Source organism: Micromonospora sp. NPDC007271 (genome assembly GCF_040634005.1).
Classification (GTDB): Bacteria; Actinomycetota; Actinomycetes; order Mycobacteriales; family Micromonosporaceae; genus Micromonospora.
This window is the reverse complement of the sequence record NZ_JBEYER010000033.1, coordinates 38,638-64,834: the sequence shown is the minus strand read 5'-3', so window position 1 is coordinate 64,834 and position 26,197 is coordinate 38,638. Positions and strand designations below refer to the sequence as shown.

Below are 26,197 nucleotides of genomic sequence, written 5' to 3'. Positions count from 1 at the left end.
TCGATGACGCCGCCCCAGCGGTGGCTGAACCGGAGGCCCTCGAGCTGGGGAAAGGTGGCGAAGAAGTGGGAGGCCAACGCGGTGAAGGTGGCCTGCCGCTGCTCCAGTTCGGGAGCCATCCGGTTGCCGTAGTGGTAGACCGCGTCGTAGCCGCCGAAGAGGATCCGGTCGTCGGCGGTGAGCCGGTAGTAGTGGAACTGGTTGCCGACGTCGGCCAGCCCCTGCCGGTTCGCCCAGCCGACCGCCTTCCGCTGCTCCGCCGAGAGCGGCTCGGTCATCAGCGCGTAGTCGTAGACCGGCACCAGCCAGGCGCGCAGCCGGCGCAGCAGCGGCGGGAACGCGTTGGTGGCGAGCACCACCCGCCGGGCCCGGACCGCGCCGGGCGCCCCGTCGGGGCCGCCGGCCGTCGTCGCGCGCAGCGCGCCGCCGTCGCGGCACAGGCCGGCGACCCGGGTGCGCTCGTGCAGCCGTACGCCCAGGTCGAGGGCGACGCGGCGCAGCCCCCAGGCGAGCTTCGCCGGGTCGAGCATGGCCACCCGGTCCCGGTCCCACATCCCGCCGAGGTACGTCGGCGAGTCCACCTCGGCGCGTACCTCGTCGCGGTCGAGCAGCCGGACGTCGTGGCCGTACCGGCGGGCCAGCTCGGCGTCCTCGACGAGCCCGGCGAGCTGGTACGGCTCGACGGCCACCGCCAGCTCGCCGGTCCGCTCGAGGTCGCAGTCGATGCCGTGCCGCTCGACCGTGGCGGCGATGGCGTCCAGGTTGTCCCGGCCGAGCCGTTCCAGCTCGTCGATCTCGCCGGGGAACCGGTCGACGCCGTTGGCGAGGCCGTGGGTGAGCGAGGCGGCGCAGAATCCGCCGTTACGCCCCGACGCCGCCCAGCCGCAGGTGCCCGCCTCGAGCAGGAGCACGTCCCGGTCGGGCTCGGCCTCCTTCGCCAGCAGTGCGGTCCACAGCCCGGCGTACCCGCCGCCGACCACCAGCAGGTCGGCGTCGTGCGTACCGGTCAGCGGCGGCAGCGGGTCGGGGCGTTCCGGTCGGTCCAGCCAGTACGGGACGGGCGCGGCGTCGGCCAGCGCCCGGCCGGTATGCGGGAGTTTCATGATCCGCTCTTCGCCGTCTGCTTGGCGGCGACGGTCGCCGCGAGGGCGGCGCGTCGGGCCCGCCGGCCCTGCAGCGAACTGGCCCCGACGAGCAGCAGCGCGATCGCGAACATCGCCGTGCCGATGACGTTGACCTGCGGCGGGATGCCCCGCTGGGCGGCGCCCCAGACGAACATCGGGAAGGTGACGGTGGTGCCGGCGTTGAAGTTCGTGATGATGAAGTCGTCGAAGCTGAGCGAGAAGGAGAGCAGCGCGGCGGCCACGATGCCGGGCAGCACCAGGGGCAGGGTGATCCGCCGGAAGGTCTGCCACTCGCTGGCGTACAGGTCCATGGCGGCCTCTTCCAGGCGCCGGTCCATGCCGGCGAGCCGGGCCTTCACGGTGACCACCACGAACGACACGCAGAACATCACGTGCGCGATGACGATGGTCCAGAAGCCCTGCGGCACCCCGGCGGCCACGAAGAGGGCGAGCAGCGAGGTGCCCATCACCAGCTCCGGGGTGGCCATCGGCAGGAAGATCAGTCCGTTGATCCCGGCCCGGCCCTTGAAGCCGTGCCGGACCAGGGCGAACGCCATCAGCGTGCCGAGGATGGTGGCGACCACCGTGGCGATCAGCCCGATCTCCATGCTGAGGAGCACCGCATCGCACATGTCGGCGGTGGCGCAGGGCTGCGTCCAGTTGTCCAGGGTGAACTCGTTGAAGTCGTAGGACAGCCGGCCCGCCGGGCGGTTGAAGGAGAGCCCGGCGACCACCAGGATCGGCAGCGAGAGGTAGCCGAGGACGAGCAGGGCGACGCCCATCACCCAACGGTCGGCCAGCCAACGGGACAGCCTCACAGCACCTCCTCCGTGCCGGCCTTGCGCAGGTAGCCGAAGACGATCGCGAGGATCGCGGCCATCAGCAGGAACGACAGGGCCGCGCCCTGCGGGTAGTCCAGCCGGACCAGGAACGCCGATTCGATGGCGTTGCCGATCATGTAATCGTTCTGGGTGCCGAGCAGCCGGGCGTTGATGTAGTCGCCGGTGGCCGGGATGAAGAAGAGCAGCGTGCCGGCGATCAGCCCGGGCATGGACAGCGGCAGGGTGACCTTTTGGAAGGCCCGCAGCGGGCTCGCGTACAGGTCGCTCGCCGCCTCCAGGAGCCGGGGATCCAGCCGCTCCAGGTTCGCGTACAGCGGCAGCACCAGGAAGGGCAGGAAGTTGTACACCAGGCCGAGCACCACCGCGATCGGGGTGGCCAGCAGCCGGCCGTCCGGCCCGAGCAGGTGCACGTCCCGCAGCAGCCCGACCAGCCAGCCGTTGTCGGACAGGATGGTCTTCCAGGCCAGCGTACGGACCAGGAAGCTGGTGAACATCGGCGCGACCACCGCGACCAGCAGCAGGTTCTTCCAGCGGCCGGCCTTCTGCGCGATCGCGTACGCCAGCGGGTAGCCCATCAGCAGGGCCAGCACCAGCGCGATCGCCGAGTAGGCGAACGACCGGACGAAGTGCGGCCAGTACTCCTGCAGGGCCGCCGGATAGTTGCCAAAGGCCCAGGTCATCGCGTACCCGGTGGCGAGGGATCCGCTCGGGTCGTAGAGGCTGGCCGCGGCGAGCTGGAACAGCGGCAGGGCGAAGAAGACCAGCAGCCAGGCGGCACCGGGCAGCAGCAGCAGGTACGGCAGCAGCCGGGACCGCCCCCGCCGGGACGCCGGCGGCGCTGCCGGCTGCCCCGAGGCGGTCGGTACGTGAGCCAGGGCGCTCATGGCGCCACCTCGCTGCGCCCGCTCATGAGAGCACACCCACCGGCTGGTCGAGCAGCGGAGCGGTCTGGTCGTCCTCACCGGAGTCGCGGGCCAGCAGGAACGCGTGCCGCGGGTTCCAGTGCGCCACCACCGTGGCGCCGACCGGCACCTGCCCGCCGAGGCCGCTGTTGGCCGAGAAGGCGGAGAGCTCGCTGCCCCACGGCGTCTTCACCAGGTACTGGGTGCTCACGCCGACGTAGGAGGCGTCGGTCACCACGCCGCCGACGTGCTGGTGTCCGGCGGGCACCTCGTCAGGGCGGGCGACCAGGTGCAGCTTCTCGGGGCGTACCCCGAGGAAGATCGGCCCCCGCTCGACGCGGGACCGGCCGGCGGGCACCGAGAAGCGCCCGCCGTGCGAGGTGACCAGCACGTCGTCCCCGCTGGACCCGGCGGCCTCGCCGGCGAGCAGGTTGGACTGGCCGAGGAAGTTCGCGACGAACGCGGTGGCCGGGTACTCGTAGATGTCGGCGGGGGCGCCGAGCTGCTCGATCCGGCCGGCGTTCATCACCGCGACCGTGTCGGCCATGGTCATGGCCTCCTCCTGGTCGTGGGTGACGTGCACGAAGGTGATGCCGACCTCGGTCTGGATCCGCTTCAGCTCGAGCTGCATCTGCCGGCGCAGCTTCAGGTCGAGCGCGCCGAGCGGCTCGTCCAGCAGCAGCACCTGCGGGTGGTTGATCAGCGCGCGGGCCAGCGCGACCCGCTGCTGCTGGCCGCCGGAGAGCTGGGCGGGCTTACGGCGGCCGTACCCTTCGAGCTGCACCAGCGCGAGCATCTGCTCGACCTGCTCGGTCACCTTGCGGATGCCGCGCCGACGCAGCCCGAAGGCCACATTCTCGTGGATGTCGAGGTGCGGGAAGAGCGCGTAACTCTGGAACACGGTGTTCACCGGCCGCTTGTACGGGCGCAGCCCGGCGATGTCCCGGTCACCGAGCAGCACCTGCCCGCTGGTCGGCTCCTCCAGCCCGGCGATCATCCGCAGCGTGGTGGTCTTGCCGCAGCCCGACGCCCCGAGCAGGGCGAAGAACGAGCCCTGCGGGATGGTCAGGCTGAGGTCGTCCACCGCGGTGAACACACCGAACCGTTTGGTGAGGTTGGCCAGGCGCAGGTCGCCGGCCGGTGTCTCGTGCCCCATCGTTCTCACGCCCCGATGACCTTCTGGAACTTGGCCTCGTACTCCCGCTCCTGCTTCTCGTCGAGGGCCATGAAGCCCTTGGTCTTCGACAGCATCTCCTCGTCGGGGAAGATGAGCGGGTTCTTGGCCAGGTCTGGATCGATCTTCTCCATCTCGGCCTGCGCGCCCTTGACCGGGCAGATGTAGTTGACGTAGGCGGCGAGCTTCGCGGCCACCGCCGGCTCGTAGTAGTAGTTGATCAGCTCTTCGGCGTTCGCCTTGTGCGTGGCCTTGTTCGGCACCAGCATGTTGTCGGACCAGAGCATCGCGCCGGACTCGGGCATCACGAACTTGATGTTCTCGTTGTCGAAGCCCAGCTGGATCACGTCGCCGGACCAGCAGATGCAGGCGGCGATGTCACCCTTGTTGAGGTCCTGCGAGTAGTCGTTGCCGGTGAACTTGCGGATCTGTCCGGAGTCGACGGCCCGCTGCAGTTTGGCCAGCGCGTCGTCGAACTGGGCGGTGGTGAAGTTCGAGGGGTCGTGGCCGTTGGACTGCAGCATCAGGCCCATGGTGTCCCGCATCTCGGACAGCGCGGTCACCTTGCCCTTGAGGTCCGAGCGGGTGAGCAGCTCGTCGATCGTCCGGATCTCCTTGGTCACCTTGGCGTTGTACGCGAGCGCGGAGAGGCCGGACTGCCACGGGACGGAGAGCTGGCGCTCCGGGTCGAAGGAGACGTTGCGCAGCGTGGGCAGGAGGTTGGCCTCGACGTTGGGCAGCTTCGACTTGTCCAGCTTCTGGAGCCAGCCGAGGCGGACCATCCGCGCCGCCATCCAGTCGGTGAGGACCATCAGGTCCCGCCCGGTCGGCTGGCAGCCGGCGAGCTGGTTCTGCACCTTGCCGAAGAACTCGTTGTTGTCGTTGATGTCCTCGGTGTACGTCACCTGGATGCCGGTCTTGGCGATGAAATCGTCGACGGTGGGCCGCTTGGACTCGTCCTTCTCGTCGAGGTCGATGTACTGCGGCCAGTTCGAGAAGGCCAGTTTCTTCTCGCTCGCGGAAAGATCATCGCTCTTGCAACCGGCCTCGGTCTGCTGAGCGCCCTTGGTGCCGCAGCCGGCCAGGGCACCCGCGGTGGCGAGCATCGCGGCCGAGCCGAGGGTGCCGGTGAGCAGACCACGCCGGGTAAGGGGCCCGAGGGGACTACGCATGTGACGACTCCTATGGGGGGGCATCGTCGGCGCCGGTACCAAGGGGGATGCGCCAACGGGAGGGTCAATGGCGATGGACGACTGATCCTGACATGAGGTGACCTTCCTTACAAGGGATTCCGTTGCGGGAATAGCCATGGACCACGAAATACGCCAGACTGCGGCGGGCATTACGCTCAGCGCGAGGCATTCGGACATGGGGAGCGCACGATGATCAACCGGCAGACCGAGCAGGGGAACGGCACGCGACGCGTCACCGTGCGTGAAGGTGCCAGTCACGTACTGCTCGATGACGTGGCCAAGCAGATCATCGAACAGCTCCAGGAGGACGGCCGGCGCCCCTACGCGACCATCGGCAAGGCGGTCGGCCTCTCCGAGGCGGCGGTCCGCCAGCGGGTGCAACGCCTGCTCGACGCCGGGGTCATGCAGATCGTCGCCGTGACCGACCCGCTCCAGCTCGGCTTCCCCCGCCAGGCCATGATCGGCCTGCGTTCCGACGGGGACCTGGAGAGCGTGGCCGACCGGCTCGCCGAGTTCGAGGAGATCGACTACGTGGTCATCACGGCCGGGTCGTTCGACCTGCTGGCCGAGGTGGTCTGCCGCAACGACGCACACCTGCTGGAGATCCTCCAGAAGCTGCGCACGGTCCCCAACGTGGTGTCGACCGAGGCGTTCGTCTACCTCAAGCTGCGCAAGCAGACCTACAGCTGGGGCACGGCCTGACGGCTACGACTGCCGCCGCTTGGCCTGCTCGACGAAGGCGTGCCAGGCGGCCGGGGTGAAGGCGAGGGTGCCGCCGTCGCGGTCCTTACTGTCCCGCACCAGCACGCGGCCGGGCAGGTTGTCGGCCACCTCGACGCAGTCGCCGCCGTTGTTGCTGCTGCGGGTGGCGGTACGCCAGCGGGCGTCGGTCAGCTCCATGTCCTCGCCACTTCCCTGATCAGCTCGATCGACCGGCGGCAGGGGAACGCCTCCCCGGTGACGCTCTCCCACCTGCGGCCAAGAGTAGCAATGTCGAGAGGATCGCTCTCGATCTGACCACGGAGCTGATTGTCCAGGTAGGCCACCTCCGTGCCGTCGGGCAGCCGGGCGAGCATGAACGGGCCGGCCAGACCGGTGTGCCACGGGCCGTCGGACGGGATCACCCGGACCTGGACGTGTTCCAGCTCGGCCATCGCCGTCAGGTGGGCGAGCTGGCCGGCCATCACCACCCGGTCACCGACCAGCCGGCGTAGCACCATCTGCGCCCGGCCGCCAGCCAGCGCGCCGCCGTCTTCGGGTCGACCCGGACCTTCTCCGCGAGCGACTCGACGGTCTCTCCCTTCTCCGCCATCGCCACCCGCAGCACCTCGTTCGCCATCCGAGCCTCCCGTCCGGTCACGTATGGCCGGCAGGGTAGCGACGCTCCGTGTCGATGTCCGCGCCGAACCGACGTGTCGCGCCTGGATCTCTCTGCGGCATCTCGCGTGGCCGCAGGGTGCCCGGCAAAGGCCCTGGACCCGTCCCTTCAAGCCGCCGCACCTCAGGGGCATCCAAGATCAACGCGGCGTGCGACAAACTGCGGTCTCCTGGAGGCCGAACAGCACGACTTGCCGCATCCCGCGCACGGCCCAGCTCCCGGGCGAGCCAGCTCACGGCTGATCAAGGGGTCTACGAGCGATATCGCGAACGAGTCAGCTCCGAAGGGCCGGAAACCACCACAGCGACCCCAGCAAAGGCACTGCGGAATCCGTTGCGGTTGCAAACACCACTCGCTGAATTCGTTGCGATAACCCGTCAGCACTTGCGTTATCAACACCGACTGTGGCATAACCGTGGGCAGAGCGGCCGGTCTTCACCCCTGACCGGCCCGAGACCCGATGGGGCTGACATGGCCAACGCAACCGACCACCTCTGGATGCACTTCACCCGGATGGCCAGCTACTCCGCAGGCGAGGTACCGACGATCGTGCGCGGCGAAGGCGCCTACGTCTGGGACTCGCAGGGCCGCCGCTACCTGGACGGACTCGCCGGGCTCTTCGTAGTCAACGCCGGCCACGGCCGTACGGAACTCGCCGAGGCGGCCGCCAAGCAGGCCGCCGAACTGGCCTACTTCCCCCTGTGGTCGTACGCCCACCCGAAGGCCGTCGAGCTGGCCGAGAAGGTCGCCTCGCTGACCCCCGGCGACCTGAACCGCGTCTTCTTCACCACCGGTGGCTCAGAGGCGGTCGAGGCGGCGTGGAAGCTGGCGCGGGCCTACTTCAAGCGCACCGGCCAGCCGAACAAGCACAAGGTGGTCAGCCGCTACATCGCCTACCACGGCACCTCGATGGGCGCGCTGTCGATCACCGGCCTGCCCGGCATCAAGAGCGACTTCGAGCCGCTCGTGCCCGGCGGCATCAAGGTGCCGAACACCAACTTCTACCGGGCCCCGGAGCACGGCGACGACCCGGAGGCGTTCGGCCGCTGGGCCGCCGAGGAGATCGGCCGCGCCATCGAGCGCGAGGGGCCGGACACGGTCGCCGCGGTCTTCCTGGAGCCGGTGCAGAACTCCGGCGGCTGCTTCCCGCCGCCGCCCGGGTACTTCCAGCGGGTCCGGGAGATCTGCGACGCGTACGACGTGCTGCTCGTCTCCGACGAGGTGATCTGCTCGTGGGGCCGGCTCGGCGAGTACTTCGGCGCCGCCCGGTACGGCTACCAGCCCGACATCATCACCACCGCCAAGGGCATCACCTCCGGGTACGCCCCGCTCGGCGCGATGATCGCCAGTGAGCGGCTGATGGAGCCGTTCCTCACCGAGACCGGCATGTTCGCGCACGGGGTGACCTTCGGCGGCCACCCGGTCTCCTGTGCGGTGGCGCTGGCCAACCTGGAGGTCTTCGCCCGCGAGGACCTGATCGGGCACGTCCGGGCCAACGAGGGCGCCTTCCGGTCCACCCTGGAGAAGCTCACCGACCTGCCGATCGTCGGCGACGTCCGGGGCGACGGCTACTTCTACGGCATCGAGCTGGTCAAGGACAAGACGACCCGGGAGACCTTCGACGAGGCCGAGTCGGAGCGGCTGCTGCGCGGGTTCCTCTCCACCGCGCTCTTCCAGGCCGGGCTCTACTGCCGCGCCGACGACCGGGGCGACCCGGTGGTGCAGCTCGCCCCGCCGCTGATCGCCGACCAGCAGCAGTTCGACGAGATCGAGCAGATCCTGCGGGCCGTGCTGACCGAGGCATGGGCACGGCTCTGAGCGGCGGCTCAGGTTCGGTCGGGGCCGGGACTCGCGACGGCGAGGACCGGCCCCGCGCCGTCGGCCCCGCCACCGCCGACCGCGACGGGGTCGGGGACACCGACCGGACCCGGGTACGCCGGCTGCCCGACCTCGCCGTCCACGACCGGGCGGTCCTGCACGCCGTGCTCGACGCCGGCCGGGTCGCCCATCTCGCCATCGCCGACGGCGCCCAGCCGTACGCGCTGCCCGTCGCGTACGCCCGCGACGGCAACCGGGTGCTGGTGCACGGCTCCACCGGCAGCCGTCTCTTCCGGCACCTCGCCGCCGGCGCCCCGGCCTGTCTCACCGTCACCCTGCTCGACGGACTCGTGCTGGCCCGCAGCGCCTTCGAGTCCTCGATGAACTACCGGTGCGCGATGGTGCTCGGGAGCCTCGCCGTGCTGAACGGCGACGACAAGCTCGCCGGCCTGGAGCGGCTCTCCGAGCACCTGCTCCCCGGCCGCTGGGCACAGGTCCGGCCGCCCTCGCCGAAGGAGCTGGCGGCCACCCTGCTCCTCGCCCTGCCGCTGGACGAGTGCTCGCTGAAGATCAGCGCCGGGCCGCCCGACGACCCCGAGGACGACCTCGACCGGCCGGTCTGGGCCGGGGTCGTACCAATCATGGAAAACTACGGGATCCCGCAGCCCGACCCGCGGCTGCGCCACGATCTGCCCCCACCGGAGTGGTGATGCGCTACCAGGAGCTGTCGTACTGGCTGTCCGGCGTGGACGAGCCGTTGACCCCGCGCCCCGGGTTGCCCGGCGACACCGACGCCGACGTGGCCATCGTCGGCGCCGGCTACACCGGCCTGTGGACGGCGTACTACCTGGCGCTGGCCGACCCGTCGCTGCGGATCGTCGTACTCGAGAAGGAGATCGCCGGGTACGGTGCGTCCGGCCGCAACGGCGGCTGGTGCTCGGCACTGCTTCCCACCTCGCTGCCCGCGCTGGCCCGCCGGCACGGCCGGGACCGGGCGCTGGACATGCAGCGAACCATGCACGAGACCGTCCGCGAGGTCGGCCGGGTGGTCGCCGCCGAGGGGATCGACTGTGACTGGCGGGCCGGTGGGACGGTGGTGCTGGCCCGCAGCGAGGTCCAGCTCGGCCGGGCCCGGGCCGCCGTGGCCGAGGCCCGGGAGTACGGCCTGGCCGACGAGGACCTGGTGCTCCTGGACGCCGCGGAGGCGGCCGCCCGCTGCCACGCCGAGGGGGTACGCGGCGGCACGTACACCCCGCACTGCGCCGCCCTGCACCCGGCGAAGCTGGTCCGCGGGCTGGCCCGGGCGGTGGAGCGCCGGGGCGTACGGATCTTCGAACGGACGCCGGTCACGGTCGTGCGCTCCGGTGCCGCGGTGACCCCCGCCGGGGTGGTCCGCGCCCCGGTGGTGGTCCGGGCGACCGAGGGCTTCACCTCCGCCCTGCGGGGGCAGCGACGCACCGTCGCGCCGGTCTACTCGCTCATGGTCGCCACCGAGCCGCTGCCCGAGGCGACCTGGGCGGAGATCGGGCTGGCCGAGCGGGAGACATTCTCCGACTACCGGCACGTCATCATCTACGGCCAGCGCACCGCCGACGGCCGGCTCGCCTTCGGCGGCCGGGGCGCGCCCTACCACTTCGGCTCCCGGATCCGTCCCGACTACGACCGGGAACCCCGGGTGTTCGCCGCGCTGCGCCGCGTGCTCGGCGAACTCTTCCCGGCGCTCGGGCCGGAGGTGCCGGTGAGCCACACCTGGGGCGGGCCACTCGGCGTGGCCCGGGACTGGACCGCCTCGGTGGGGCTGGATCGGTCGAGCGGTCTCGCCTGGGCCGGCGGCTACGTCGGCGACGGCGTCGGCACCAGCAACCTGGCCGGGCGTACGCTGGCCGACCTGATCCGGGGCGTGCCGAGCGACCTGACCGCGCTCCCCTGGGTCAACCACCGCTCTCCCCGGTGGGAGCCCGAGCCGCTGCGCTGGCTCGCGGTGAACGCCGGCCTGCGGATCATGTTCTCGGCCGACGAGGCGGAGCTGCGCACCGGCCGCCCGTCCCGCCGCGCCGCCGCCTTCTCCCGCCTCCTCGGCCACTGACCCCACTCACCTCTCCCGCCCCACCCCCACCGGCCGCATCCGGCCGCGCCGTCTCCGTTGATCAAGGAGTTTGCGTCGCCCCGAGCCCGGATCCCGACGCAAACTCCTTGATCAACCCGGACGGGGGCGGGGGGCGCGGGGCGGGGGGCGGGAGGGGGCGCGGTGGGGGTCAGTGGGTGGGGGGGATGACGCGGAGGTGGCCGCGACGGCCGGTCTGCTGGGGGTGCTGGGGGGCCACCTGGTCGTCCTCGGGCGGGCGCGGCGGCGCGGGGCGGGCGGCCTCGCGCACCGCCTCGGCCAGGGCGACCAGGTCGTCGGTGGTGGGCGGCGGGGGCTCGAACTCGCCCTCGTGCCGGACCACGTCCCAGCCGCGGGGCGCGGTCAGGCTGCGGGCGTGCGGCTCGCAGAGGTCGTACGTGTGCGGCTCGGCGAAGGCCGCCAGCGGACCCACCACAGCGGTCGACTCGTTGTAGACATAGGTCAATGTGGCGACCGCTTGCCGGGGGCAGCCGTTACGGGAGCAGCGCCGTGGTGACCTCACGGCGGCAGGGTATCTCCATTACCGGGTCCGGCGCACCGCTTCGCGTTGCGACACGCCCGTCTTGGTGATCACAAATCATCCGATCGGATCACCGGCACGCCACACCAGCGGCGCAACGGCGGACGGCCCGGCGGCGCGGGCTACCCTGTGCGTCATGACGAGCCCGGAACACCGCCGCCCCGGCTCCGGCCGGCGCACCCACCGCGACCGCCACGGGCGGGGGCTGCGGGGGCGGTTGGTGCCGGCCACCGTACCGCTGGCCCGGACCAAGGCCGAGGTCTTCGACGACCTGGTGCTGGACACGGTCGAGACCCTCGAACGCCGCTTCGCCAAGGAGCTGGCGGGCGTGGAGTTCGCCGTCGAGGACGTCCCGCCGGATCTGAACGTCTACGACTCGGACGTGCTGGAGGACGGCGAGGTGCCGCTCGCCCGGCTGCTGCCGGGGCGCCCGGGCCGGCAGGAGGTGCCACCGCGGATCGTGCTCTACCGGCGGCCACTGGAGTTCCGCGCGATGGACCGGGAGGATCTCGCGGACCTCGTACACGACGTGATCATCGAGCAGGTGGCGAACCTGCTCGGAGTGGACCCCGACGAGCTGGCCTGACCCGGCCCGCCCGTCACCGCCCGGCCGGCCCCCACCGGCCGAGCTGTCGGCCCGAGCCGGGCGGCCCCCACCGCCCCGGCCCGGTCCCGCCTCAGGCGGCTACCCGCCGCTTCAGCTTGCGCCGCTCCCGCTCGGAGAGCCCCCCCCAGATTCCGAACCGCTCGTCGTGCCCGAGGGCGTATTCCAGGCACTCCGTCTTGACCTCACACCGCGAGCAGATGCGCTTCGCCTCGCGGGTCGAGCCGCCCTTCTCGGGAAAGAACGCCTCCGGGTCGGTCTGCGAGCAGAGCGCCCGCTCCTGCCACTCCGGCGCGTTTCCGAGCAGGTCGGCCACCTCGAGCTGGCCGTCCATCAGTTGCCTCCTTGTCGCGCACCGGCGTCATCGCCGCTGCAACCCCCCACGCGAAAGGCGTGCTTGTCCGTCCGGTCACAATTTGTTGCGTTCCGAGCGAACAACCCCATTCAAATTACACGCGTGTAATACGTGCGCCGTCAAGCCAAACTTGATAATGGAGTCGCCCTCCCGACACCTTCCGGACGGCCATCTCCACCGCCCGAGCCTCGCAACCTGCCCTATCGATTCAGACCCCGGACGGGTAACGCCCTCTCCGGCGAGTTGCCCGACTTTTCTGCCGTGGCGGGCGCGGTGCGAACACCACCGGCGGCCCCCGGTGGAGGCTCCGGAAGGCCGGACCCCGGCGGCCGTCGCGGCACTGTCCAAGATCAGCATGTGGTTGGGAAAAGGTTAACGCGCCCCGCGCGGGACCGCCCGTCGAGCCGGCTCCCGCCGATCGCGCTCAGTCCACCATGTGGACGGAGCACGATGCGGACCGGGCCGGCCGATCAGTTCGTCTCCGGCGGCACGCTGGTCGGCCGGCCGAAATCGGCGACCGCGCCACCGGTGCCGGGGACCGCTCCGGCGGCTCTCCGCTCGTCCCACCAGGCGGTATGGAGACCGGCCGTCAGATCCGGGTGGACGGCACTGTGGAACGCCCGCCCCGCACGTGTCGCCGTCGTACCGCGGAGCGGGTGCGCGGCCCCTCCGGTCCGCGGCTGATCCCGATCTCGCGGCCGCCCAGTTCACGTCCGGTGTAGCTGCTCGGTGCGCCCGGAGTCGCCACCCGGGTCGAGCACGAGGCTGCTCCGCTCCGCCGGACCGCACAGATGTCCGTGCCCGCCCGGCTCCTGATTTCTGTCCGCGGAGGGGTTGTCGAAACCGTCGTAACGCAGCGCGTGGAACGGGAAGTCGCCGAGAAGCGGAAAACGACCGGTGGCATCCGGATAAGCACCGCCACGGTTGTCGATCCGAATCTCGGACCGGACGTCGTCGCCGTACTCGAAGAGGTTGGGGCCGGCGGCGGGGAGGGGCTACGCGCCGGCGTGACCGTAGGCGGTCGTCCGCCTGCGGGCCGGCCGGCCCGCCGCCGCCGCGATCGCCCGCAACTGCTCCTCCGTACGGGCCGAGCCGTTGCCCGAGCCGGCCATCCGGGAGATCGTCTCCTCCATCAGCGTGCCGCCCAGGTCGTTGCAGCCGCCCTGGAGCATCGCCACGGTGCCCTCGTCGCCGAGCTTCACCCAGGAACACTGGATGTTGGCGATTCGGCCGTGCAGCAGCAGCCGGGCCATCGCGTGCACCGCCCGGTTCTCCCGCCAGGTCGGCCCGGGACGGGCGATGCCGGCAAGGTAGATCGGCGCGTTGGTGTGCACGAACGGCAGCGCCACGAACTCGGTGAAGCCGCCGGTCCGGTCCTGCACCCCGGCCAGCACCCGGAAGTGTCCGAGCCACTGCCCCGGGTGGTCGACGTGGCCGTACATCATCGTGGAGCTGGACCGGACGCCCAGCTCGTGGGCCGTGGTCACCACCTCGACCCAGGCGGCGGCCGGCAGCTTGCCCTTGGTGAGCACCCAGCGGACCTCGTCGTCGAGAATCTCGGCGGCGGTGCCGGGGATGGTGTCCAGGCCGGCGTCACGGAGCTGGAGCAACCACTCCTTCACCGGCACGCCCGCCCTGGCGGCGGCGGTGGCGATCTCCATCGGCGAGAACGCGTGCACGTGCATCCCCGGCACCCGGGCCTTGATCGCCCGCACGAGGTCGGCGTAGCCGGTGACCGGCAGCTTCGGGTCGATGCCGCCCTGGAGGCAGACCTCGCTCGCCCCGGCCGCCCAGGCCTCCGCCGCCCGGTCGGCGACCTGCTCCACCGAGAGCCGGTACGCGTCGGCGTCGGTCTCCCGCTGGGCGAAGGCGCAGAACCGGCAGCCGACGTAGCAGACGTTGCTGAAGTTGATGTTGCGGTTGACCACGTAGGTGACGTCCTCGCCGACCGCGTCCCGGCGCACGTCGTCGGCGATCCGGCACAGCTCCTCCAGCGCCGGGCCGTCGGCGCCGAACAGCGCCAGCGCCGCGTCGGTGTGCCGGGGCTCCAGCAGCGCCGCCGGGTCGTCCGCGGCCAACCGCAGGCCGGCGCGCAGGTCGGGATCGCTCGACCCGCTCGTCGGGACGCTGACCCTGCCGGCGACCTCGGACCAGTCGCCGTAGACGCTGTCGAAGTCGCCCCGCCGGTCCCCGGTCCGCCCGCTGGTGTCGATGGTGGCGTGCAGGTCGGTCCGCCCGCCGAAGATCTCCTCCGGCTCCTGCCAGGGGCGGCCCACCGGGCGGGCCGCCTCGACCGCCAGGCCCGTCTCCGGATCGGCGAGGGCGGTGACGTGCGGCAGCAGGCGCGGATCCAGCCACGGGTCGCCCGCCCGGACGTACTCCGGGTAGATGGTCAACCGCTCGCGCAGGGTGAAGCCGGCCCGGGCGGTGTGCCGGGCCAGCTCGTCCAGCTGCGGCCAGGGGCGCTCCGGGTTGACGTGGTCCGGGGTGACCGGCGACACCCCACCCCAGTCGTCGATGCCGGCCCGCAGCAGCAGGTCGTACTCGCCGGCGATGAGGTTCGGCGGGGCCTGGACGCGGGCCTTCGGACCGAGCAGGATCCGGGCCACCGCGACCGTCGCGGCCAGGTCGTGCAGCTCGGCGTCCGGCATGCCACGCATCGCGGTGTCCGGCTTGGCGCGGAAGTTCTGCACGATCACCTCCTGGAGGTGGCCGTACTCCCGCATGCCCCGCCGGATCGCGAAGAGCGCGTCGACCCGCTCGGCCAGGGTCTCCCCGATGCCGATCAGGACGCCGGTGGTGAACGGCACCCCGACCCGGCCGGCGTCGTCGAGCACCCGGAGCCGGACCGCCGGCTCCTTGTCCGGCGAGCCGTAGTGCGGGCCGCCCGGCTCCGACCAGAGCCGGGTCGCCGTGGTCTCCAGCATCATGCCCATGCTCGGCGCCACCGGCTTGAGCCGGTGCAGCTCCGACCAGGACAGCACGCCCGGGTTGAGGTGCGGCAGCAGGCCGGTCTCCTCCAGCACCGCCACCGCACAGGCCCGCAGGTAGTCGAGGGTGGAGTCGTAACCGCGCTCGTCCAGCCACCGGCGGGCCGCCGGCCAGCGCTCCTCGGGCCGGTCGCCGAGGGTGAACAGCGCCTCCTTGCAGCCCTGCGCCGCGCCCTCCCGGGCGATCGCGAGGACCTCGTCCCGCTCCAGGTAGGCGGCCGGCAGCCGGTGCGGCACGGTGGCGAACGTGCAGTAGTGGCAGCGGTCCCGGCAGAGCCGGGTCAGCGGGATGAAGACCTTCTTCGAGAAGGTGACCACGCCCGGGCGGCCGGCCTCGCGCAGCCCGGCGTCACGTACCTCGCCGGCGATCCGGAGCAGCTCGTCGAGCGCGGGGCCACGCGCCGCCAGCAGTGCGCTCGCCTCGTCGCCGTCCAGCGCCCGGCCGGTCGCGGCCCGGCGCAGGGCCCGCCGCACACTAGCCTCCGTCGGCACGGACTCGCTGCGATCAACCATCCGCCCACCCTAAGCGCTGCCCACTTTGCGGACGCGAAGCCCGCGCCGGCCACCCCACGGTGGGCGATGGGCCAGCCTCGGCGGCGCGACGGCCACGTGCGGTGGGCACGGGACACCTGCGGCCGGCGTGTGCACCCCGCGTCGCGCGGTGGGTCCGCGTTCGCGCAGCGGGTGGCCTCCCCGGAACGGGAGGCCACCCGCTCCGTCAGCGCGGCTGGTTCGGGTCGTCCCGGTCGAAGCGCTGGGTACGGTCGCTGTCCTCGGGGGACGCCGGCTGGCCGGGCTCGGCCGGCTGACGCGGGATGGCCTGCGTCGGGTCGGCCGAGGGAGGCTGGCCGAAGGGCGGCGCCGGGTGCGGCGCACCGTACGAGGGCGTCGGCTGCGGAGTCCCGTACGGCGCGGCGGACTGCGGAGTCCCGAACGGCGGCGCAGACTGCGGAGTCCCGTACGGCGCGGCGGACTGCGGAGTGCCGAACGGCGGCGCGGACTGCGGGGCGTGCGGCGGGGCGGTGTTGAACGGCGCCGCCGGCGGCTGACCGTACTGGCCGGGGGTCGGGTAGCCGCCCGGGCCGGGGTGGGCGCCCGGCTGGCCCGGCGCGGGATAGCCGCCCGGCTGCTGCGACCAGCCCGGCTGGGGCTGCCCGTACACGCCGGGCTGCGGCTTCGGCTTCGGGACGTAGTAGAGGGTCCGCCAGATCCGGTAGACCATGAACGCGGTGGCCCCGAAGATCGCCAGCCAGGCCAGCCGGGTCAGCATGCCGAGGAAGGCGTCCAGGATCTCGCCCTCGGCGAGCCGGCCGACCAGCCAGATCAGGAAGGCCAGCGCACCGAAGAGGGCGGCGAGGGCGTACTCGCCGAGGGCCGCCTCGGTGATCAGCTTCGCCCTCGACACCGACGGCCGTACGTGGGTGGCGAGCAGGACGGCCAGCACCGGCAGCACGACCGACTCGACGCCGACGAAGATGAAGAACGTGCTGCCCGCCCGGAGGCCGAAGGTGCTGTAGGCGTCCATCGGCACCAGCAGGCGAAGCAGGCCGACGAAGAGCAGCACGGCGTTCGCGCCGAGCAGGACGAGCGCGGCCAGTTCGCGCAGCGGCTTGGTCACCTGGCTGGCCTGCGTGGCGTCGCCGGACGCGGGCTCGGCGGGGCTGGTCACGGACTCCCCCTTGGGGACGAAAACGGACAGTTGCCGACGTGAGCCTAGTCTGCCGGGCCACCGGCCGACGGGCGGCGGCGCGTGGGGAAGGATGGACGTCATGCGCATCGTGGTTCTGACCGGCGGGATCGGGGGCGCCCGGTTCCTGCTCGGCGTCCGGGCGTACGCCGGGGAGGTGGAAGCCGAGGTGACCGCCCTGGTCAACGTCGGCGACGATCTGCTGCTGCACGGGCTCAAGGTCTGCCCGGACCTGGACAGCGTGATGTACACGCTGGGCGGCGGCGCCGACCCGGAGCGGGGCTGGGGCCGGGTGGGCGAGACCTGGACGGTCAGGTCCGAGCTGGCCGCGTACGGCGCCGAGCCCGCCTGGTTCGGCCTGGGTGACAAGGATCTCGCCACCCACCTGGTCCGGACGACCATGCTCAACGCCGGGTACCCGCTGTCCCAGGTGACCGAGGCGCTCGCCACCCGCTGGCAGCCCGGCGTACGCCTGCTGCCGGCCACCGACGACCGCCTGGAGACCCACGTGGTCGTGAGCGGGAGGAGTGAGCCGGCGAGCCCCGCAGTCGCGAACCGCGCCGCCGAACTGGACGGCGGCCAGCGGGCGATCCACTTCCAGGAGTGGTGGGTGCGCTACCGGGCCGACCTCCCGACCCACCGGTTCGTCTTTGTCGGCGCGGAGACGGCGAAGCCGGCGCCGGGCGTGCTGGAGGCGATCGGCGCGGCCGACGTGGTGCTGGTCGCGCCGAGCAACCCCGTGGTGAGCATCGCCCCGATCCTGGCCGTGCCGGGGCTGCGGGACGCGGTCGTCGACGGGCGGGCCCCGGTGGTCGGCGTGTCCCCGATCATCGGTGGCGCCCCGGTACGCGGCATGGCCGACCGCTGCCTCGCCGTGCTCGGGGTGGAGTGCAGCGCGGCCGGCGTGGGCGGCCTCTACGGTGGCCGGTCGGCCGGCGGTCTGCTCGACGGCTGGCTGGTCGCCCCCGAGGACGCCGGGACCCTGGTGCCGGACGTGACCGTACGGTCGGCACCGCTGCGGATGACTGACGAGGCGGCGACGGCCGCGATGGTCCGGGCCGCGTTGGAGCTGGTGTGAAACTGGAGATTCTGCCGGTGCTCGGCATCGGCGACGTGACCGAGGGCGACGACCTGGCGGCGCTGATCGCCACCGCGGCGCCGTGGCTGCGCGACGGCGACGTGCTGGTGGTCACCAGCAAGATCGTGTCGAAGGCGGAGGGCCGGCTGGTCGACGTGCCGGCGGACGGGCCCGAACGCCTGGCCGCCCGGGACGAGGTGCTCGCGACGGAGACCGCCCGGGTGGTGGCCACCCGCGGGGCGACCCGGATCGTGCAGACCCACCACGGCTTCGTGATGGCCTCCGCCGGCATCGACGCCTCGAACGTGGACAAGACCCGGCTGGTGCTGCTGCCGAAGGACCCGGACGCCTCGGCCCGGGCGCTGCGGGCCGCCCTGCGCGACCACTACCACCTCGATGTCGCGGTCATCGTCAGCGACACCATGGGCCGCCCGTGGCGCAACGGGCTCACCGACGTGGCGCTCGGGGTGGCCGGGATGCCGGCGATCCGCGACCACCGGGGCGAGATCGACCCGTACGGCAACGAGCTCCATCTCACCCAGATGGCGGTGGTCGACGAGCTGGCCGGCGCCGCCGAGCTGATCAAGGGCAAGTGCGACCAGGTGCCGGTCGCGGTCGTCCGTGGCTACCTGGGGGTGGAGCGGGCCGCCGACGGCGAGGGCGCCGGGGCGCTGATCCGCGACGCCGCACTGGACCTGTTCTCGCTCGGCACCGCCGAGGCGAGGGCGGCCGGGCTGCGGGAGGCGGCCGTACTGGCCGACGGCCCGGGGTCGACGCCGGCCGACCCGGCCGCCGTGGACCGGGCGATCGCCGCGGTCGCCGACGTGGTCGCGCCCGGCACGGTCTTCACCCACGTCACCGACGACGAGGTACGCGCCGGCCTGGTCGCCAGCCTGCCCGGGTGGCCCGCGCGGGCCACCGGACTCGTCCTCGGCGCCCCGCCGGCCCCGGTCGACCAGTCGGACCTGGTGCGTTTCGGCGCCGACCTGCAACGCCTGCGGTCCGGGTTGGCCGCCGAGGGCGTCTCCTCGGCGCTGCTCCCGCCGCCGGCCGGCAGCACCGCCAGGGCCGCCCTGGCCCTCTGAGCGGGTGGCGGTCAGGCGTCGAGGACGGCGCGGCCGAGCGGGGTGAGGGTGTGCAGCACCGTGTTGCGGTCCCGCTGGCTGACCAGCAGGCCGGCGTTGCGCAGCACGGTGGTGTGCTGGCTGGCCGCGGCGGCGGAGATGCGCAGCCGGCGGGCCACCTCACCGGTGGTGCAGCCGTCGTCGGCGGCCTCCAGCACGGCGGCGCGGGTACGGCCGAGCAGGGCGGCGAGGGCCTCCCTGGTGCCGTCCGGGTTGCCTCCGGCGCCGGTCCCCGCCTCCCCGAGGAGGCCGCCTAGCCGGTCGACGGGGTAGACCAGCACCGGGGGCAGCGTCGGGTCCAGGAGCGCGACCGGGGTGCGCGCGCAGAAGAACGACGGGACCAGCAGCAGCCCCCGGCCGTCCAGGCGCAACTCCCGGCTGTCCGGGTAGTCCAGCACCTCGAGCACCCCGTCGGCCCACCGCATGCTGGGCCGCAGGCTCGCCAGCAGCCCCTCGGGGCCGCCGTCGAGCATCGCCCGTGCCCGCCGCGCCCGGTCGGCCTCCACCGCGGCCTGGATGCGCGACCAGTACGGGGTGACGGCGAGCGAGTGGTAGCGCGCCATCGAGTCGGTGAGGTGTTCGAGCACCTCGGGTTCACCCCGGGCCAGCGCGGCGGCCGAGGTGGGCAGCGGGCTCTCCTCGGCGAGCCGGGTGAGATCCCGGCGCAGCATGTCGACGGAAGTCTCCCGGACCGCCTCCAGCCCCGCCTGGAAGCCCTCCTTGCTCGCGTACGGGGTGAGGAAGTCGGGGAAGTAGCCGCGCGGCGGGTTGAGGGCGAGGAGGAGGCGGAACCGCTCGTTGGCGCTGTGCGTTCGCAGCCGGCGGGCCGTGTTGCGGCGCCACTCGGTCAGCAGCGGCTCACGCTGGCGCCCCTGGAGCAGGTGCAGGCTGAGGACCAGTTCCCAGACCGGATCCGCGGCGGAGGCCACCCTGGTCCGAAGGATGTCCGCACTCGTGAAAATGATCTTCAGCATGGTGTGCTCCCGGGGCGGACCGCAGGGACGCCCGCCACCGTTGGCACTGTACCTGGCGGCACTAATCTCCATCTTTAAGCGACGACTGAAAAACCTCGACGGGGAGCGGGCCGGTTCGGCAGACTTCGCCTTACCCGCCGGGGCCGGTGCGCAGCACCCTGGCCCGAGGTGAGCGGGGTTCTGGGGGAGCCGGACGGCCGGGCGGCACCAACGAGGGCCTGCGGCACTCGCCGCAGGGGTGCCCCCCGGTCGTCCCACCCGGCGGACCAGGGATACGAACCCCGCGCTCGTAGAGTGTCAGGATGACCGACACCCGCACCGACCTGTCGGCGTACGCCGCACTGCACGCCGATGCCAGCGCGGTGCTGAGCCGCTGGACGGCGACCAGCCCGGCCGCCGCGGAGGCGCGCGACCGCACCCTGGAGCTGCTGGCCGCCGGGCCGGTGGCGATGAGCCGCGGCAACCGGGTCGGGCACGTCACCGCGAGCGCGCTGGTGCTCGACGCCACCGCCCAGCGGGTGCTGCTCTGCCTGCACGGCAAGTTCCGCAGGTGGGTGCAGCTCGGCGGGCACTGCGAGCCCGGCGACCCTACCCTGGCCGCCGCCGCCCTGCGCGAGGCCACCGAGGAATCCGGGATCGCCGGGCTGGTGGTCGACCCGGAGCCGATCGACATCGACATCCACCCGGTCGCCTGCCAGGGTGGCTCGCTGCACTACGACGTACGGTTCGCCGTGCTCGCCCCGGCCGGGGCGACCGAGCGGGTCAGCGACGAGTCCGAGGCGCTGGGCTGGTTCCCGCCGGACCGGCTGCCCGAGCCGCTGGCCGACGGCACCGTACAACTGGTCGCGCCGGCGCTCGCCGCCTTCGCCCGCCGCGCCGCCGGCTGAGCCGACGGCGCGAGGCAGCAGTCAGACGAGGCCCTCCTCGCCGCGGTCCTTCAGCTCGTCGACCAGCTTCTTGACGTCCTGCGCCCGGTCGCGCGGGCAGACCAGCAGCGCGTCCGGAGTGTCCACCACGATCAGGTCGCGTAGGCCGAGCGCGGCCACCAGTCGGCCCGAGTGCGGCACCACCACCACGCCGCTGCTGTCCCGCAGCAGCACGCCCGGCTTGGCGTCCGCGCCCAGCACCACGTTGCCGACCTCGTCGGCGGGCAGCACCTCGCCGAGGGTGTGGAAGTCGCCGACGTCGTTCCAGCCGAAGTCGCCCGGCACGGTCGCCACCCGGCCGGCGGTCGCCGCGCCCTCCATCACCGCGTAGTCCACGGAGATCTTCGGCAGGGTCGGCCAGACCGTGCCGAGGACGTCGTCCTGCTCGGGGGTGCCCCACGCCGCCGCGATCGCGATGATCCCGGCGTGCAGGGCCGGCTGCTGCCGGGCCAGCTCGGCCAGGAAGACGTCCACCCGCCAGACGAACATGCTGGCGTTCCAGAGGTGCCGCCCGGAGCGGACGTAGCCCTCGGCCACCTCGGCGGCCGGCTTCTCCTTGAACTCGATCACCGGGCGCAGCGGACCGTCGCCGGTCGGCTCGCCGGTCTCCAGGTAGCCGTAGCCGGTCTCCGGGCGGGTCGGGGTGATGCCCACCGTCATCAGCAACCCCTGCTCCGCGCCGCGGATCGCCTGGCGTACGGTCTCGGCCCAGCGCGCCGGGTCGCCGATCAGATGGTCGGCGGCGAACGAGCCCATCACCGCGCTCGGCGCGCGCTCCGCAATCACCGCGGCGGCCAGCGCGATCGCCGCACAGGAGTCCCGCGGCGAGGGCTCGACCAGGATGTTCTCCTCGGGCAGGCCAGCCAGTTGCCGGGCCACCGCCGCGACGTGCGCGGCACCGGTGACCACCAGCGTCCGCTCGGGCGTGGTCAGCGGCGACAACCGGTCCACGGTCGCCTGGAGCAGCGACGCCGGGGTGCCGGTCAACGGGTGGAGGAACTTGGGATGGCCGGCCCGGGACAGTGGCCACAACCTCGTGCCACTGCCGCCCGCCGGGATGACGGCGTAGAACATCAGCACATCATGCCCGAACCGCCCCGCTTCGGGCCGGGGGTCGGCCGTACCCGCCCGGTCAGGACCGGGCCCGGTCCCACGCGGCGATGTGCACCTCGGCGCTGGACTCCCAGGTGAACTCCTTGGCCCGGTCGAAGCCGGCCTTGGCCAGGGAGAGCCGGCGCTGCTCGTCGTCCAGCAGGGCGGTCAGGTCGGCGGCGATCTGGTCCGGGTCCTCGCTGGTGTACGCCACCGCGTCGCCGCCCACCTCGGGCAGCGAGAGCCGCGGCGTGGTCAGCACCGGCGCGGCGCAGGCCATCGCCTCCAGGATCGGCAGGCCGAACCCCTCGCCGTACGACGGGTAGGCGGCGACCAGCGCGCCCCCGAGGAAGCCGGGCAGGTCGGCGTAGCGGAGGTAACCCGGCCGGAGCAGCCGCAGGTGCGAGGGGACCTCGGCCACCGCGCGGTCGATGTCGTCGTCGTGCCCCTGGCCGCCGGCGATGACCAGCGCGGGCGGGTCCTCCCGGTCGGCCACCGCCCGGGCCCAGCCACGAATCAGGTTGGGCACGTTCTTGCGCGGCTCCTTCGCCCCGAGAAACGCGACGTAGCTGCTGCCACCCAGCCCCAGCCGGGCGCGGACCCGGGCCTTCTCCTCCTCGCTCGGGGCGTGGAAGGCGGCCTGGTCGACCCCGTGGTAGGCCACGTCGATCCGGGTCGGGTCGGCGTCCAGCAGGCGGATCAGCTCGTCCCGGGTGGCCTTGCTCGGCACGATCACCCGGTCGGCCCGGCGTAGCGAGGTCTTGATCGCGCTGCGGAAGAACGTCCGGCGCGACTTGTCGTAGTGCTCGGGCTCGGTGAAGAACGTCGCGTCGTGCACGGTGACCGTCACCGGGCAGCCGGCCCGCAGCGGGCAGGTGTAGAAGGGCGAGTGCAGCACCTCCGCGCCCACCTGCTGCGCCAGCAGCGGCAGGCCGGTCTGCTCCCAGGCGAGGCGGGCCGGGCGGTGCGCGACCGCCGCCGGGGCGGGGATCACCTCGGCCCCGGGCAGCATCCGGGTGTAGCGCTCCAGGTCGGTACGGAGGCTCACCACCACCAGGTCCACGCCGGAGCCGCAGACCCGGCCGAGGGCGCCGAGCAATCCATCGACGTATCTACCGACGCCGCCGCGATCGGCGGGGACACTCGTGGCGTCGATGAGCACGCGGGGCGGGCGACCGGCGGTCACGGGGCGACTCCTCAGGCAGGCGGTCTGTGGGGAACGACACTGTCGGCAAGCCTACGCCGGGCCCGGGCTCCGGCGCTGACTGCGACCCGACGGTACGCCGACTTGCCGTTGTCATCGAGTACGGACCTGAGCGCGTATCGTTCGCGCCGATGGCCGACAACATTGCCCGGGTCTTCGCCGACGCGATCGCGACCGACCCCACCCGCCCCGTGCTGACCTGGTACGACGACGCCACCGGGGAGCGCACCGAACTGTCCGGCGCGACGCTGGCGAACTGGGTGGCCAAGACGGCCAACCTGCTCGTCGACGAGGCCGCCCTGGCCCCCGGCGACACCGCCGCCGTGCTGCTGCCGCCGCACTGGCAGACCGCCGCCGTGCTGCTCGGCTGCTGGTCGGCGAAGCTGGCCGTGGTCGATGCCCCGGGCCCGGTGGACGTGCTCTTCGCCGCCGCCGACCGGATCGACGCGGCGGCGGCCTGGCCGGCCGGCGAGCGGTACGCCCTCGCGCTCCACCCGTTCGCCCTGCCGATGCGGGAGGTGCCGGCGGGATTCACCGACTTCGTGTCGGCGGTACGCGGCCACGGCGACCACTTCACGCCGTACCCGCAGGCGGGCGAGACGGACGCGGAGCTGCTGGCCCGCGCGGAGGCCCGCGCCGCGGAGCTCTGCCTCACCCCCGGCGACCGGCTGCTGGTGAACACGGGGCGCTACCCCGACCCGGTCGACTGGCTCCTCGCACCGCTCGCGGCCGGCGCCACCCTCGTCGCCTGCGCCAACCTCGACGAGTCCCGCCTCACCCCCCGCACCGCCACCGAAAAAATCACCCACACCCTCCCCTAACCCCCTCCCCCCTCCCCCCTCGCCCCTCGCCCCCCTCCCCGCCGCGATCTTGCAGTTGCTGTCCGTGCAATTCGGGCGAATGCCTCGACGCAGGGACCGGAACTGCAAGATCGGCGAGGTGGGGGGGTGGGGTGGGGGTGGGGGCCTGGGGGTGGGTTAGGCGGGGGTGGGGTGGGGGGTGGGGGGGCGGCGTTGGGCGAAGGCGGCGAAGGCGGTCAGGGACTCGGGGTTGGCCAGGGCACCCTTTGCCGCCGCGCGGTCGACCGGGGTGCCGGTGAGGATCTTCTTGACCGGGACCTCGAGCTTCTTCGCGCTCAGCGTGCGCGGGACGGCGCGGACCTGGTGGATCTCGTCGGGCACGTGCCGGGGCGACAGCGCCGTACGCAGCTCCCGGCAGATCTTCTTCCGCAGCTCGTCGTCCAGCTCCAAGCCCTCGGCGAGCACCACGAAGAGCAGCAGCTCGCCGGCCCCGCCCTGGTCGTCCTCCAGGTGCACGACCACCGAGTCGACCACCTCGTCCAGCCCCTCGACCACCGAGTAGAACTCGGCGGTGCCGAGGCGTACGCCGCCCCGGTTCAGGGTGGCGTCGGACCGGCCGGTGATCACGCAGCCGCCCCGCTCGTTGACGGTGATCCAGTCGCCGTGCCGCCAGACGCCCGGGTAGACCTCGAAGTACGCCTCGCGGTAGCGCGAGCCGTCCGAGTCGTTCCAGAAGGCCACCGGCATGCTCGGCATCGGCTCGGTGATGACCAGTTCGCCCAGCTGCCCGATCACCGGGGTGCCGTCGGCGGAGCGGGCCTCCACCTTCGCGCCGAGGGCTCGGCAGGTGATCTCCCCGGCGTGCACCGGCAGCAGCGGCACACCCCCGACGAAGCCGGTGCAGACGTCCGTGCCGCCGGAGAGCGACTGGAGCTGGAGGCGGTCGCCGACGTTCTCGTACACCCAGGTGAAGCCCTCGACGGGCAGTGGGGCGCCGGTCGAGCCGAGCCCCCGCAGCGCGCTGAGGTCGGCGATCTCCGCAGGCTTCAGGCCGGCCTTGCGGCAGGCCAGCAGGAACGGCGCGGAGGTACCGAAGTACGTGGTGCCGGTCTGCTCCGCCATCCGCCACAGCGTGCCCAGGTCCGGGTGGCCCGGGTTGCCGTCGAACAGCACGATCGCCGCGCCCACCGCCGGCCCGGAGACCAGGAAGTTCCACATCATCCAGCCGGTGGTGGTGAACCAGAAGAACCGGTCCGCCGGGCCCAGGTCGTGGTGCAGGGCCAGCATCTTGAGGTGCTCCAGCAGGATGCCGCCGTGACCGTGCACGATCGGCTTGGGCAGGCCGGTGGTGCCGGAGGAGTAGAGCACGTAGAGCGGGTGGTCGAACGGCACCGGGGTGAAGGTCAACGGCTCGTCGGTCGCCGCCGCCAGCTCGGCCCAGGAGATCACGCCCGGCATGGGCGCGCCGGCCGGATCGAGGTACGGGATGCCGACGATGTGCTCCAGCGAGGGCAGGGCGGCCCGGATGGCGGCCACCTCGCCGCGGCGGTCGATCGGCTTGTCGCCGTACCGGTAGCCGTCCACCGCCACCAGGACCTTCGGCTCGATCTGCTGCCACCGGTCGGTGACGCTGCGGGTGCCGAACTCCGGCGCGCAGGAGGAGAAGATCGCGCCCAGGCTGGCCGTGGCGAGCAGCAGCACGAACGTCTCCGGGATGTTCGGCGCGTACGCCGCGACCCGGTCGCCCGGCCCGACGCCGAGCCGGCGCAGCCCGGCCGCCACCCGGCGGACCCGCTCACGCAGCTCGGCCGCGGTGAGCGTCTCCGGCGCGCGGGTCTGCCCGTACGCGATCACCACCGGGTCGTCGTCGGCCCGGCCCGGCATCCGCAGCACGTTCTCGGCGTAGTTGAGCGTCGCGCCGGGGAACCAGCGGGCGCCGGGCATGCCCCGGTCGGCCAGCGTGCCGGTCGGCGGGGTGTGCGCGACCACGTCGAAGTAGTCCCAGATCGAGCGCCAGAAGGCGTCGAGGTCGGTCACCGACCAGCGCCACAGGGCGTCGTAGTCGGCGAACTCGAGCCCCCGGTGCTCGGCCAGCCAGCGCAGGTAGTCGCCGATCCGGGACCGCTCGCGCACGTCGGCCGGCGGCGTCCACAGCACGTCACCCATCGCTCAACCCTCCTCAGGCCCCCGGTCACGACACTGTGCATGGGCCGTGGCGCCATCTTGCCCTACCTCGCGTCGCCATTCTCCGCACCGGGTGCCGGATCCGGGGCGTGGCCGGCCCACA

The 26,197-nt window shown here is 72.7% G+C and carries 25 protein-coding genes; 9 read left to right on the top strand and 16 right to left on the bottom strand.

Annotated elements, in window-relative coordinates; all coding sequences use genetic code 11:
- The 5 genes from ABZ570_RS14675 to ABZ570_RS14655 form a co-directional block, all read right to left on the bottom strand.
- On the bottom strand, positions 1-1,103 hold a 1,103-nt coding region (locus ABZ570_RS14675), incomplete at its 3' end, for an FAD-dependent oxidoreductase (RefSeq protein WP_358062389.1).
- Positions 1,100-1,942, bottom strand: a complete 843-nt coding sequence (locus ABZ570_RS14670) for an ABC transporter permease (protein WP_358062386.1) — start codon at positions 1,940-1,942, stop codon at positions 1,100-1,102. The genes ABZ570_RS14670 and ABZ570_RS14675, both read right to left, overlap by 4 nt.
- Entirely contained in the window at positions 1,939-2,850 is a 912-nt protein-coding gene (locus ABZ570_RS14665; protein WP_358062383.1) for an ABC transporter permease, read from the bottom strand. Before ABZ570_RS14665 ends, ABZ570_RS14670 begins: the two co-directional genes overlap by 4 nt.
- 22 nt (positions 2,851-2,872) lie before the next feature.
- Positions 2,873-4,024: an ABC transporter ATP-binding protein gene (locus ABZ570_RS14660; protein WP_358062395.1), complete on the bottom strand. Its 1,152-nt coding sequence runs from the start codon at positions 4,022-4,024 to the stop codon at positions 2,873-2,875.
- 5 nt (positions 4,025-4,029) lie between these two features.
- Positions 4,030-5,214, bottom strand: coding sequence for a spermidine/putrescine ABC transporter substrate-binding protein (locus ABZ570_RS14655; RefSeq protein WP_358062380.1), 1,185 nt, complete (start codon positions 5,212-5,214; stop codon positions 4,030-4,032).
- A 210-nt stretch (positions 5,215-5,424) separates the two neighbouring features.
- Here ABZ570_RS14655 and ABZ570_RS14650 point away from each other — a divergent pair, with 210 nt between their 5' ends.
- On the top strand, positions 5,425-5,937 hold the full coding sequence (locus ABZ570_RS14650; RefSeq protein WP_358062377.1) for an Lrp/AsnC family transcriptional regulator: 513 nt from the start codon (positions 5,425-5,427) through the stop codon (positions 5,935-5,937).
- 3 nt (positions 5,938-5,940) lie between these two features.
- Here ABZ570_RS14650 and ABZ570_RS14645 read toward each other — a convergent pair whose 3' ends face one another.
- The 3 genes from ABZ570_RS14645 to ABZ570_RS14635 are packed head-to-tail and all read right to left on the bottom strand — an operon-like array spanning position 5,941 to position 6,574.
- The gene (locus ABZ570_RS14645) at positions 5,941-6,135 is read right to left on the bottom strand and encodes a DUF397 domain-containing protein (protein WP_358062375.1); all 195 of its coding nucleotides are present in this window, start codon (positions 6,133-6,135) and stop codon (positions 5,941-5,943) included.
- The gene (locus tag ABZ570_RS14640; RefSeq protein WP_358062372.1) at positions 6,126-6,455 is read right to left on the bottom strand and encodes a DUF5753 domain-containing protein; all 330 of its coding nucleotides are present in this window, start codon (positions 6,453-6,455) and stop codon (positions 6,126-6,128) included. The genes ABZ570_RS14645 and ABZ570_RS14640 overlap by 10 nt, the downstream gene beginning before the upstream one ends.
- Entirely contained in the window at positions 6,419-6,574 is a 156-nt protein-coding gene (locus ABZ570_RS14635) for a hypothetical protein (protein WP_358062369.1), read from the bottom strand. Before ABZ570_RS14635 ends, ABZ570_RS14640 begins: the two co-directional genes overlap by 37 nt.
- Before the next feature lie 510 nt (positions 6,575-7,084).
- Here ABZ570_RS14635 and ABZ570_RS14630 point away from each other — a divergent pair.
- The 3 genes from ABZ570_RS14630 to ABZ570_RS14620 are packed head-to-tail and all read left to right on the top strand — an operon-like array spanning position 7,085 to position 10,517.
- The gene (locus ABZ570_RS14630) at positions 7,085-8,431 is read left to right on the top strand and encodes an aspartate aminotransferase family protein (RefSeq protein WP_358062366.1); all 1,347 of its coding nucleotides are present in this window, start codon (positions 7,085-7,087) and stop codon (positions 8,429-8,431) included.
- On the top strand, positions 8,416-9,141 hold the full coding sequence (locus ABZ570_RS14625) for a pyridoxamine 5'-phosphate oxidase family protein (protein WP_358062363.1): 726 nt from the start codon (positions 8,416-8,418) through the stop codon (positions 9,139-9,141). Before ABZ570_RS14630 ends, ABZ570_RS14625 begins: the two co-directional genes overlap by 16 nt.
- Complete coding sequence (locus ABZ570_RS14620) at positions 9,141-10,517, top strand: FAD-dependent oxidoreductase (RefSeq protein ID WP_358062360.1); 1,377 nt, start codon at positions 9,141-9,143, stop codon at positions 10,515-10,517. The genes ABZ570_RS14625 and ABZ570_RS14620 overlap by 1 nt, the downstream gene beginning before the upstream one ends.
- A gap of 169 nt (positions 10,518-10,686) precedes the next feature.
- Here the strand turns inward: ABZ570_RS14620 and ABZ570_RS14615 are convergent, their stop codons facing one another.
- Positions 10,687-11,058, bottom strand: a complete 372-nt coding sequence (locus tag ABZ570_RS14615) for a DUF3499 domain-containing protein (protein ID WP_358062357.1) — start codon at positions 11,056-11,058, stop codon at positions 10,687-10,689.
- 154 nt (positions 11,059-11,212) lie between these two features.
- Here ABZ570_RS14615 and ABZ570_RS14610 point away from each other — a divergent pair, with 154 nt between their 5' ends.
- Positions 11,213-11,662: a metallopeptidase family protein gene (locus ABZ570_RS14610; RefSeq protein ID WP_088963879.1), complete on the top strand. Its 450-nt coding sequence runs from the start codon at positions 11,213-11,215 to the stop codon at positions 11,660-11,662.
- 91 nt (positions 11,663-11,753) lie between these two features.
- On the opposite strand, the gene ABZ570_RS14605 is transcribed toward ABZ570_RS14610, so the two are convergent.
- From ABZ570_RS14605 to ABZ570_RS14595, 3 genes are all read right to left on the bottom strand, one after another.
- Complete coding sequence (locus ABZ570_RS14605; RefSeq protein ID WP_013284161.1) at positions 11,754-12,014, bottom strand: WhiB family transcriptional regulator; 261 nt, start codon at positions 12,012-12,014, stop codon at positions 11,754-11,756.
- A 1,016-nt stretch (positions 12,015-13,030) separates the two neighbouring features.
- Positions 13,031-15,538: a bifunctional FO biosynthesis protein CofGH gene (locus ABZ570_RS14600; RefSeq protein WP_358062354.1), complete on the bottom strand. Its 2,508-nt coding sequence runs from the start codon at positions 15,536-15,538 to the stop codon at positions 13,031-13,033.
- Positions 15,539-15,743: 205 nt separating this feature from the next.
- On the bottom strand, positions 15,744-16,694 hold the full coding sequence (locus ABZ570_RS14595; protein ID WP_358062351.1) for a hypothetical protein: 951 nt from the start codon (positions 16,692-16,694) through the stop codon (positions 15,744-15,746).
- Between the two features lie 100 nt (positions 16,695-16,794).
- On the opposite strand from ABZ570_RS14595, the gene cofD reads away from it, so the two are divergent.
- Both cofD and ABZ570_RS14585 read left to right on the top strand, forming a co-directional pair.
- On the top strand, positions 16,795-17,790 hold the full coding sequence (gene cofD, locus ABZ570_RS14590; protein WP_358062348.1) for a 2-phospho-L-lactate transferase: 996 nt from the start codon (positions 16,795-16,797) through the stop codon (positions 17,788-17,790).
- Positions 17,787-18,875 carry a coenzyme F420-0:L-glutamate ligase gene (locus tag ABZ570_RS14585; protein WP_358062345.1) on the top strand — a complete coding sequence of 363 codons (1,089 nt, stop codon included), beginning with the start codon at positions 17,787-17,789 and terminating at the stop codon, positions 18,873-18,875. Before cofD ends, ABZ570_RS14585 begins: the two co-directional genes overlap by 4 nt.
- An 11-nt stretch (positions 18,876-18,886) precedes the next feature.
- On the opposite strand, the gene ABZ570_RS14580 is transcribed toward ABZ570_RS14585, so the two are convergent.
- Positions 18,887-19,888, bottom strand: a complete 1,002-nt coding sequence (locus ABZ570_RS14580; protein WP_358062343.1) for a winged helix-turn-helix domain-containing protein — start codon at positions 19,886-19,888, stop codon at positions 18,887-18,889.
- A gap of 302 nt (positions 19,889-20,190) precedes the next feature.
- Here ABZ570_RS14580 and ABZ570_RS14575 point away from each other — a divergent pair, with 302 nt between their 5' ends.
- Positions 20,191-20,775, top strand: coding sequence for an NUDIX hydrolase (locus ABZ570_RS14575; RefSeq protein WP_358062339.1), 585 nt, complete (start codon positions 20,191-20,193; stop codon positions 20,773-20,775).
- Positions 20,776-20,796: 21 nt separating this feature from the next.
- On the opposite strand, the gene ABZ570_RS14570 is transcribed toward ABZ570_RS14575, so the two are convergent.
- Together ABZ570_RS14570 and ABZ570_RS14565 are read right to left on the bottom strand one after the other, a co-directional pair.
- Positions 20,797-21,888 carry a sugar phosphate nucleotidyltransferase gene (locus ABZ570_RS14570; RefSeq protein ID WP_358062336.1) on the bottom strand — a complete coding sequence of 364 codons (1,092 nt, stop codon included), beginning with the start codon at positions 21,886-21,888 and terminating at the stop codon, positions 20,797-20,799.
- A gap of 58 nt (positions 21,889-21,946) precedes the next feature.
- Positions 21,947-23,092, bottom strand: coding sequence for a glycosyltransferase family 1 protein (locus ABZ570_RS14565; RefSeq protein ID WP_358062333.1), 1,146 nt, complete (start codon positions 23,090-23,092; stop codon positions 21,947-21,949).
- Between the two features lie 149 nt (positions 23,093-23,241).
- Here ABZ570_RS14565 and ABZ570_RS14560 point away from each other — a divergent pair, with 149 nt between their 5' ends.
- Positions 23,242-23,931: a TIGR03089 family protein gene (locus ABZ570_RS14560; protein WP_358062330.1), complete on the top strand. Its 690-nt coding sequence runs from the start codon at positions 23,242-23,244 to the stop codon at positions 23,929-23,931.
- Positions 23,932-24,087: 156 nt separating this feature from the next.
- Here the strand turns inward: ABZ570_RS14560 and ABZ570_RS14555 are convergent, their stop codons facing one another.
- Positions 24,088-26,076, bottom strand: a complete 1,989-nt coding sequence (locus ABZ570_RS14555; protein ID WP_358062327.1) for an acetoacetate--CoA ligase — start codon at positions 26,074-26,076, stop codon at positions 24,088-24,090.
- Between the last annotated feature and the right edge of the window lie 121 nt (positions 26,077-26,197).

What these genes read in the sequence shown, in the direction of transcription:
- ABZ570_RS14665 (WP_358062383.1), bottom strand. Translation starts at nt 2,850, where the DNA reads ATGAGCGCCCTGGCTCACGTACCGACCGCCTCGGGGCAGCCGGCAGCG.
- ABZ570_RS14660 (WP_358062395.1), bottom strand. Translation starts at nt 4,024, where the DNA reads ATGGGGCACGAGACACCGGCCGGCGACCTGCGCCTGGCCAACCTCACC.
- ABZ570_RS14655 (WP_358062380.1), bottom strand. Translation starts at nt 5,214, where the DNA reads ATGCGTAGTCCCCTCGGGCCCCTTACCCGGCGTGGTCTGCTCACCGGC.
- ABZ570_RS14650 (WP_358062377.1), top strand. Translation starts at nt 5,425, where the DNA reads ATGATCAACCGGCAGACCGAGCAGGGGAACGGCACGCGACGCGTCACC.
- ABZ570_RS14645 (WP_358062375.1), bottom strand. Translation starts at nt 6,135, where the DNA reads ATGGAGCTGACCGACGCCCGCTGGCGTACCGCCACCCGCAGCAGCAAC.
- ABZ570_RS14640 (WP_358062372.1), bottom strand. Translation starts at nt 6,455, where the DNA reads ATGGTGCTACGCCGGCTGGTCGGTGACCGGGTGGTGATGGCCGGCCAG.
- ABZ570_RS14635 (WP_358062369.1), bottom strand. Translation starts at nt 6,574, where the DNA reads ATGGCGAACGAGGTGCTGCGGGTGGCGATGGCGGAGAAGGGAGAGACC.
- ABZ570_RS14630 (WP_358062366.1), top strand. Translation starts at nt 7,085, where the DNA reads ATGGCCAACGCAACCGACCACCTCTGGATGCACTTCACCCGGATGGCC.
- ABZ570_RS14625 (WP_358062363.1), top strand. Translation starts at nt 8,416, where the DNA reads ATGGGCACGGCTCTGAGCGGCGGCTCAGGTTCGGTCGGGGCCGGGACT.
- ABZ570_RS14620 (WP_358062360.1), top strand. Translation starts at nt 9,141, where the DNA reads ATGCGCTACCAGGAGCTGTCGTACTGGCTGTCCGGCGTGGACGAGCCG.
- ABZ570_RS14610 (WP_088963879.1), top strand. Translation starts at nt 11,213, where the DNA reads ATGACGAGCCCGGAACACCGCCGCCCCGGCTCCGGCCGGCGCACCCAC.
- ABZ570_RS14605 (WP_013284161.1), bottom strand. Translation starts at nt 12,014, where the DNA reads ATGGACGGCCAGCTCGAGGTGGCCGACCTGCTCGGAAACGCGCCGGAG.
- ABZ570_RS14600 (WP_358062354.1), bottom strand. Translation starts at nt 15,538, where the DNA reads ATGGTTGATCGCAGCGAGTCCGTGCCGACGGAGGCTAGTGTGCGGCGG.
- cofD (WP_358062348.1), top strand. Translation starts at nt 16,795, where the DNA reads ATGCGCATCGTGGTTCTGACCGGCGGGATCGGGGGCGCCCGGTTCCTG.
- ABZ570_RS14580 (WP_358062343.1), bottom strand. Translation starts at nt 19,888, where the DNA reads ATGCTGAAGATCATTTTCACGAGTGCGGACATCCTTCGGACCAGGGTG.
- ABZ570_RS14575 (WP_358062339.1), top strand. Translation starts at nt 20,191, where the DNA reads ATGACCGACACCCGCACCGACCTGTCGGCGTACGCCGCACTGCACGCC.
- ABZ570_RS14570 (WP_358062336.1), bottom strand. Translation starts at nt 21,888, where the DNA reads ATGTTCTACGCCGTCATCCCGGCGGGCGGCAGTGGCACGAGGTTGTGG.
- ABZ570_RS14560 (WP_358062330.1), top strand. Translation starts at nt 23,242, where the DNA reads ATGGCCGACAACATTGCCCGGGTCTTCGCCGACGCGATCGCGACCGAC.
- ABZ570_RS14555 (WP_358062327.1), bottom strand. Translation starts at nt 26,076, where the DNA reads ATGGGTGACGTGCTGTGGACGCCGCCGGCCGACGTGCGCGAGCGGTCC.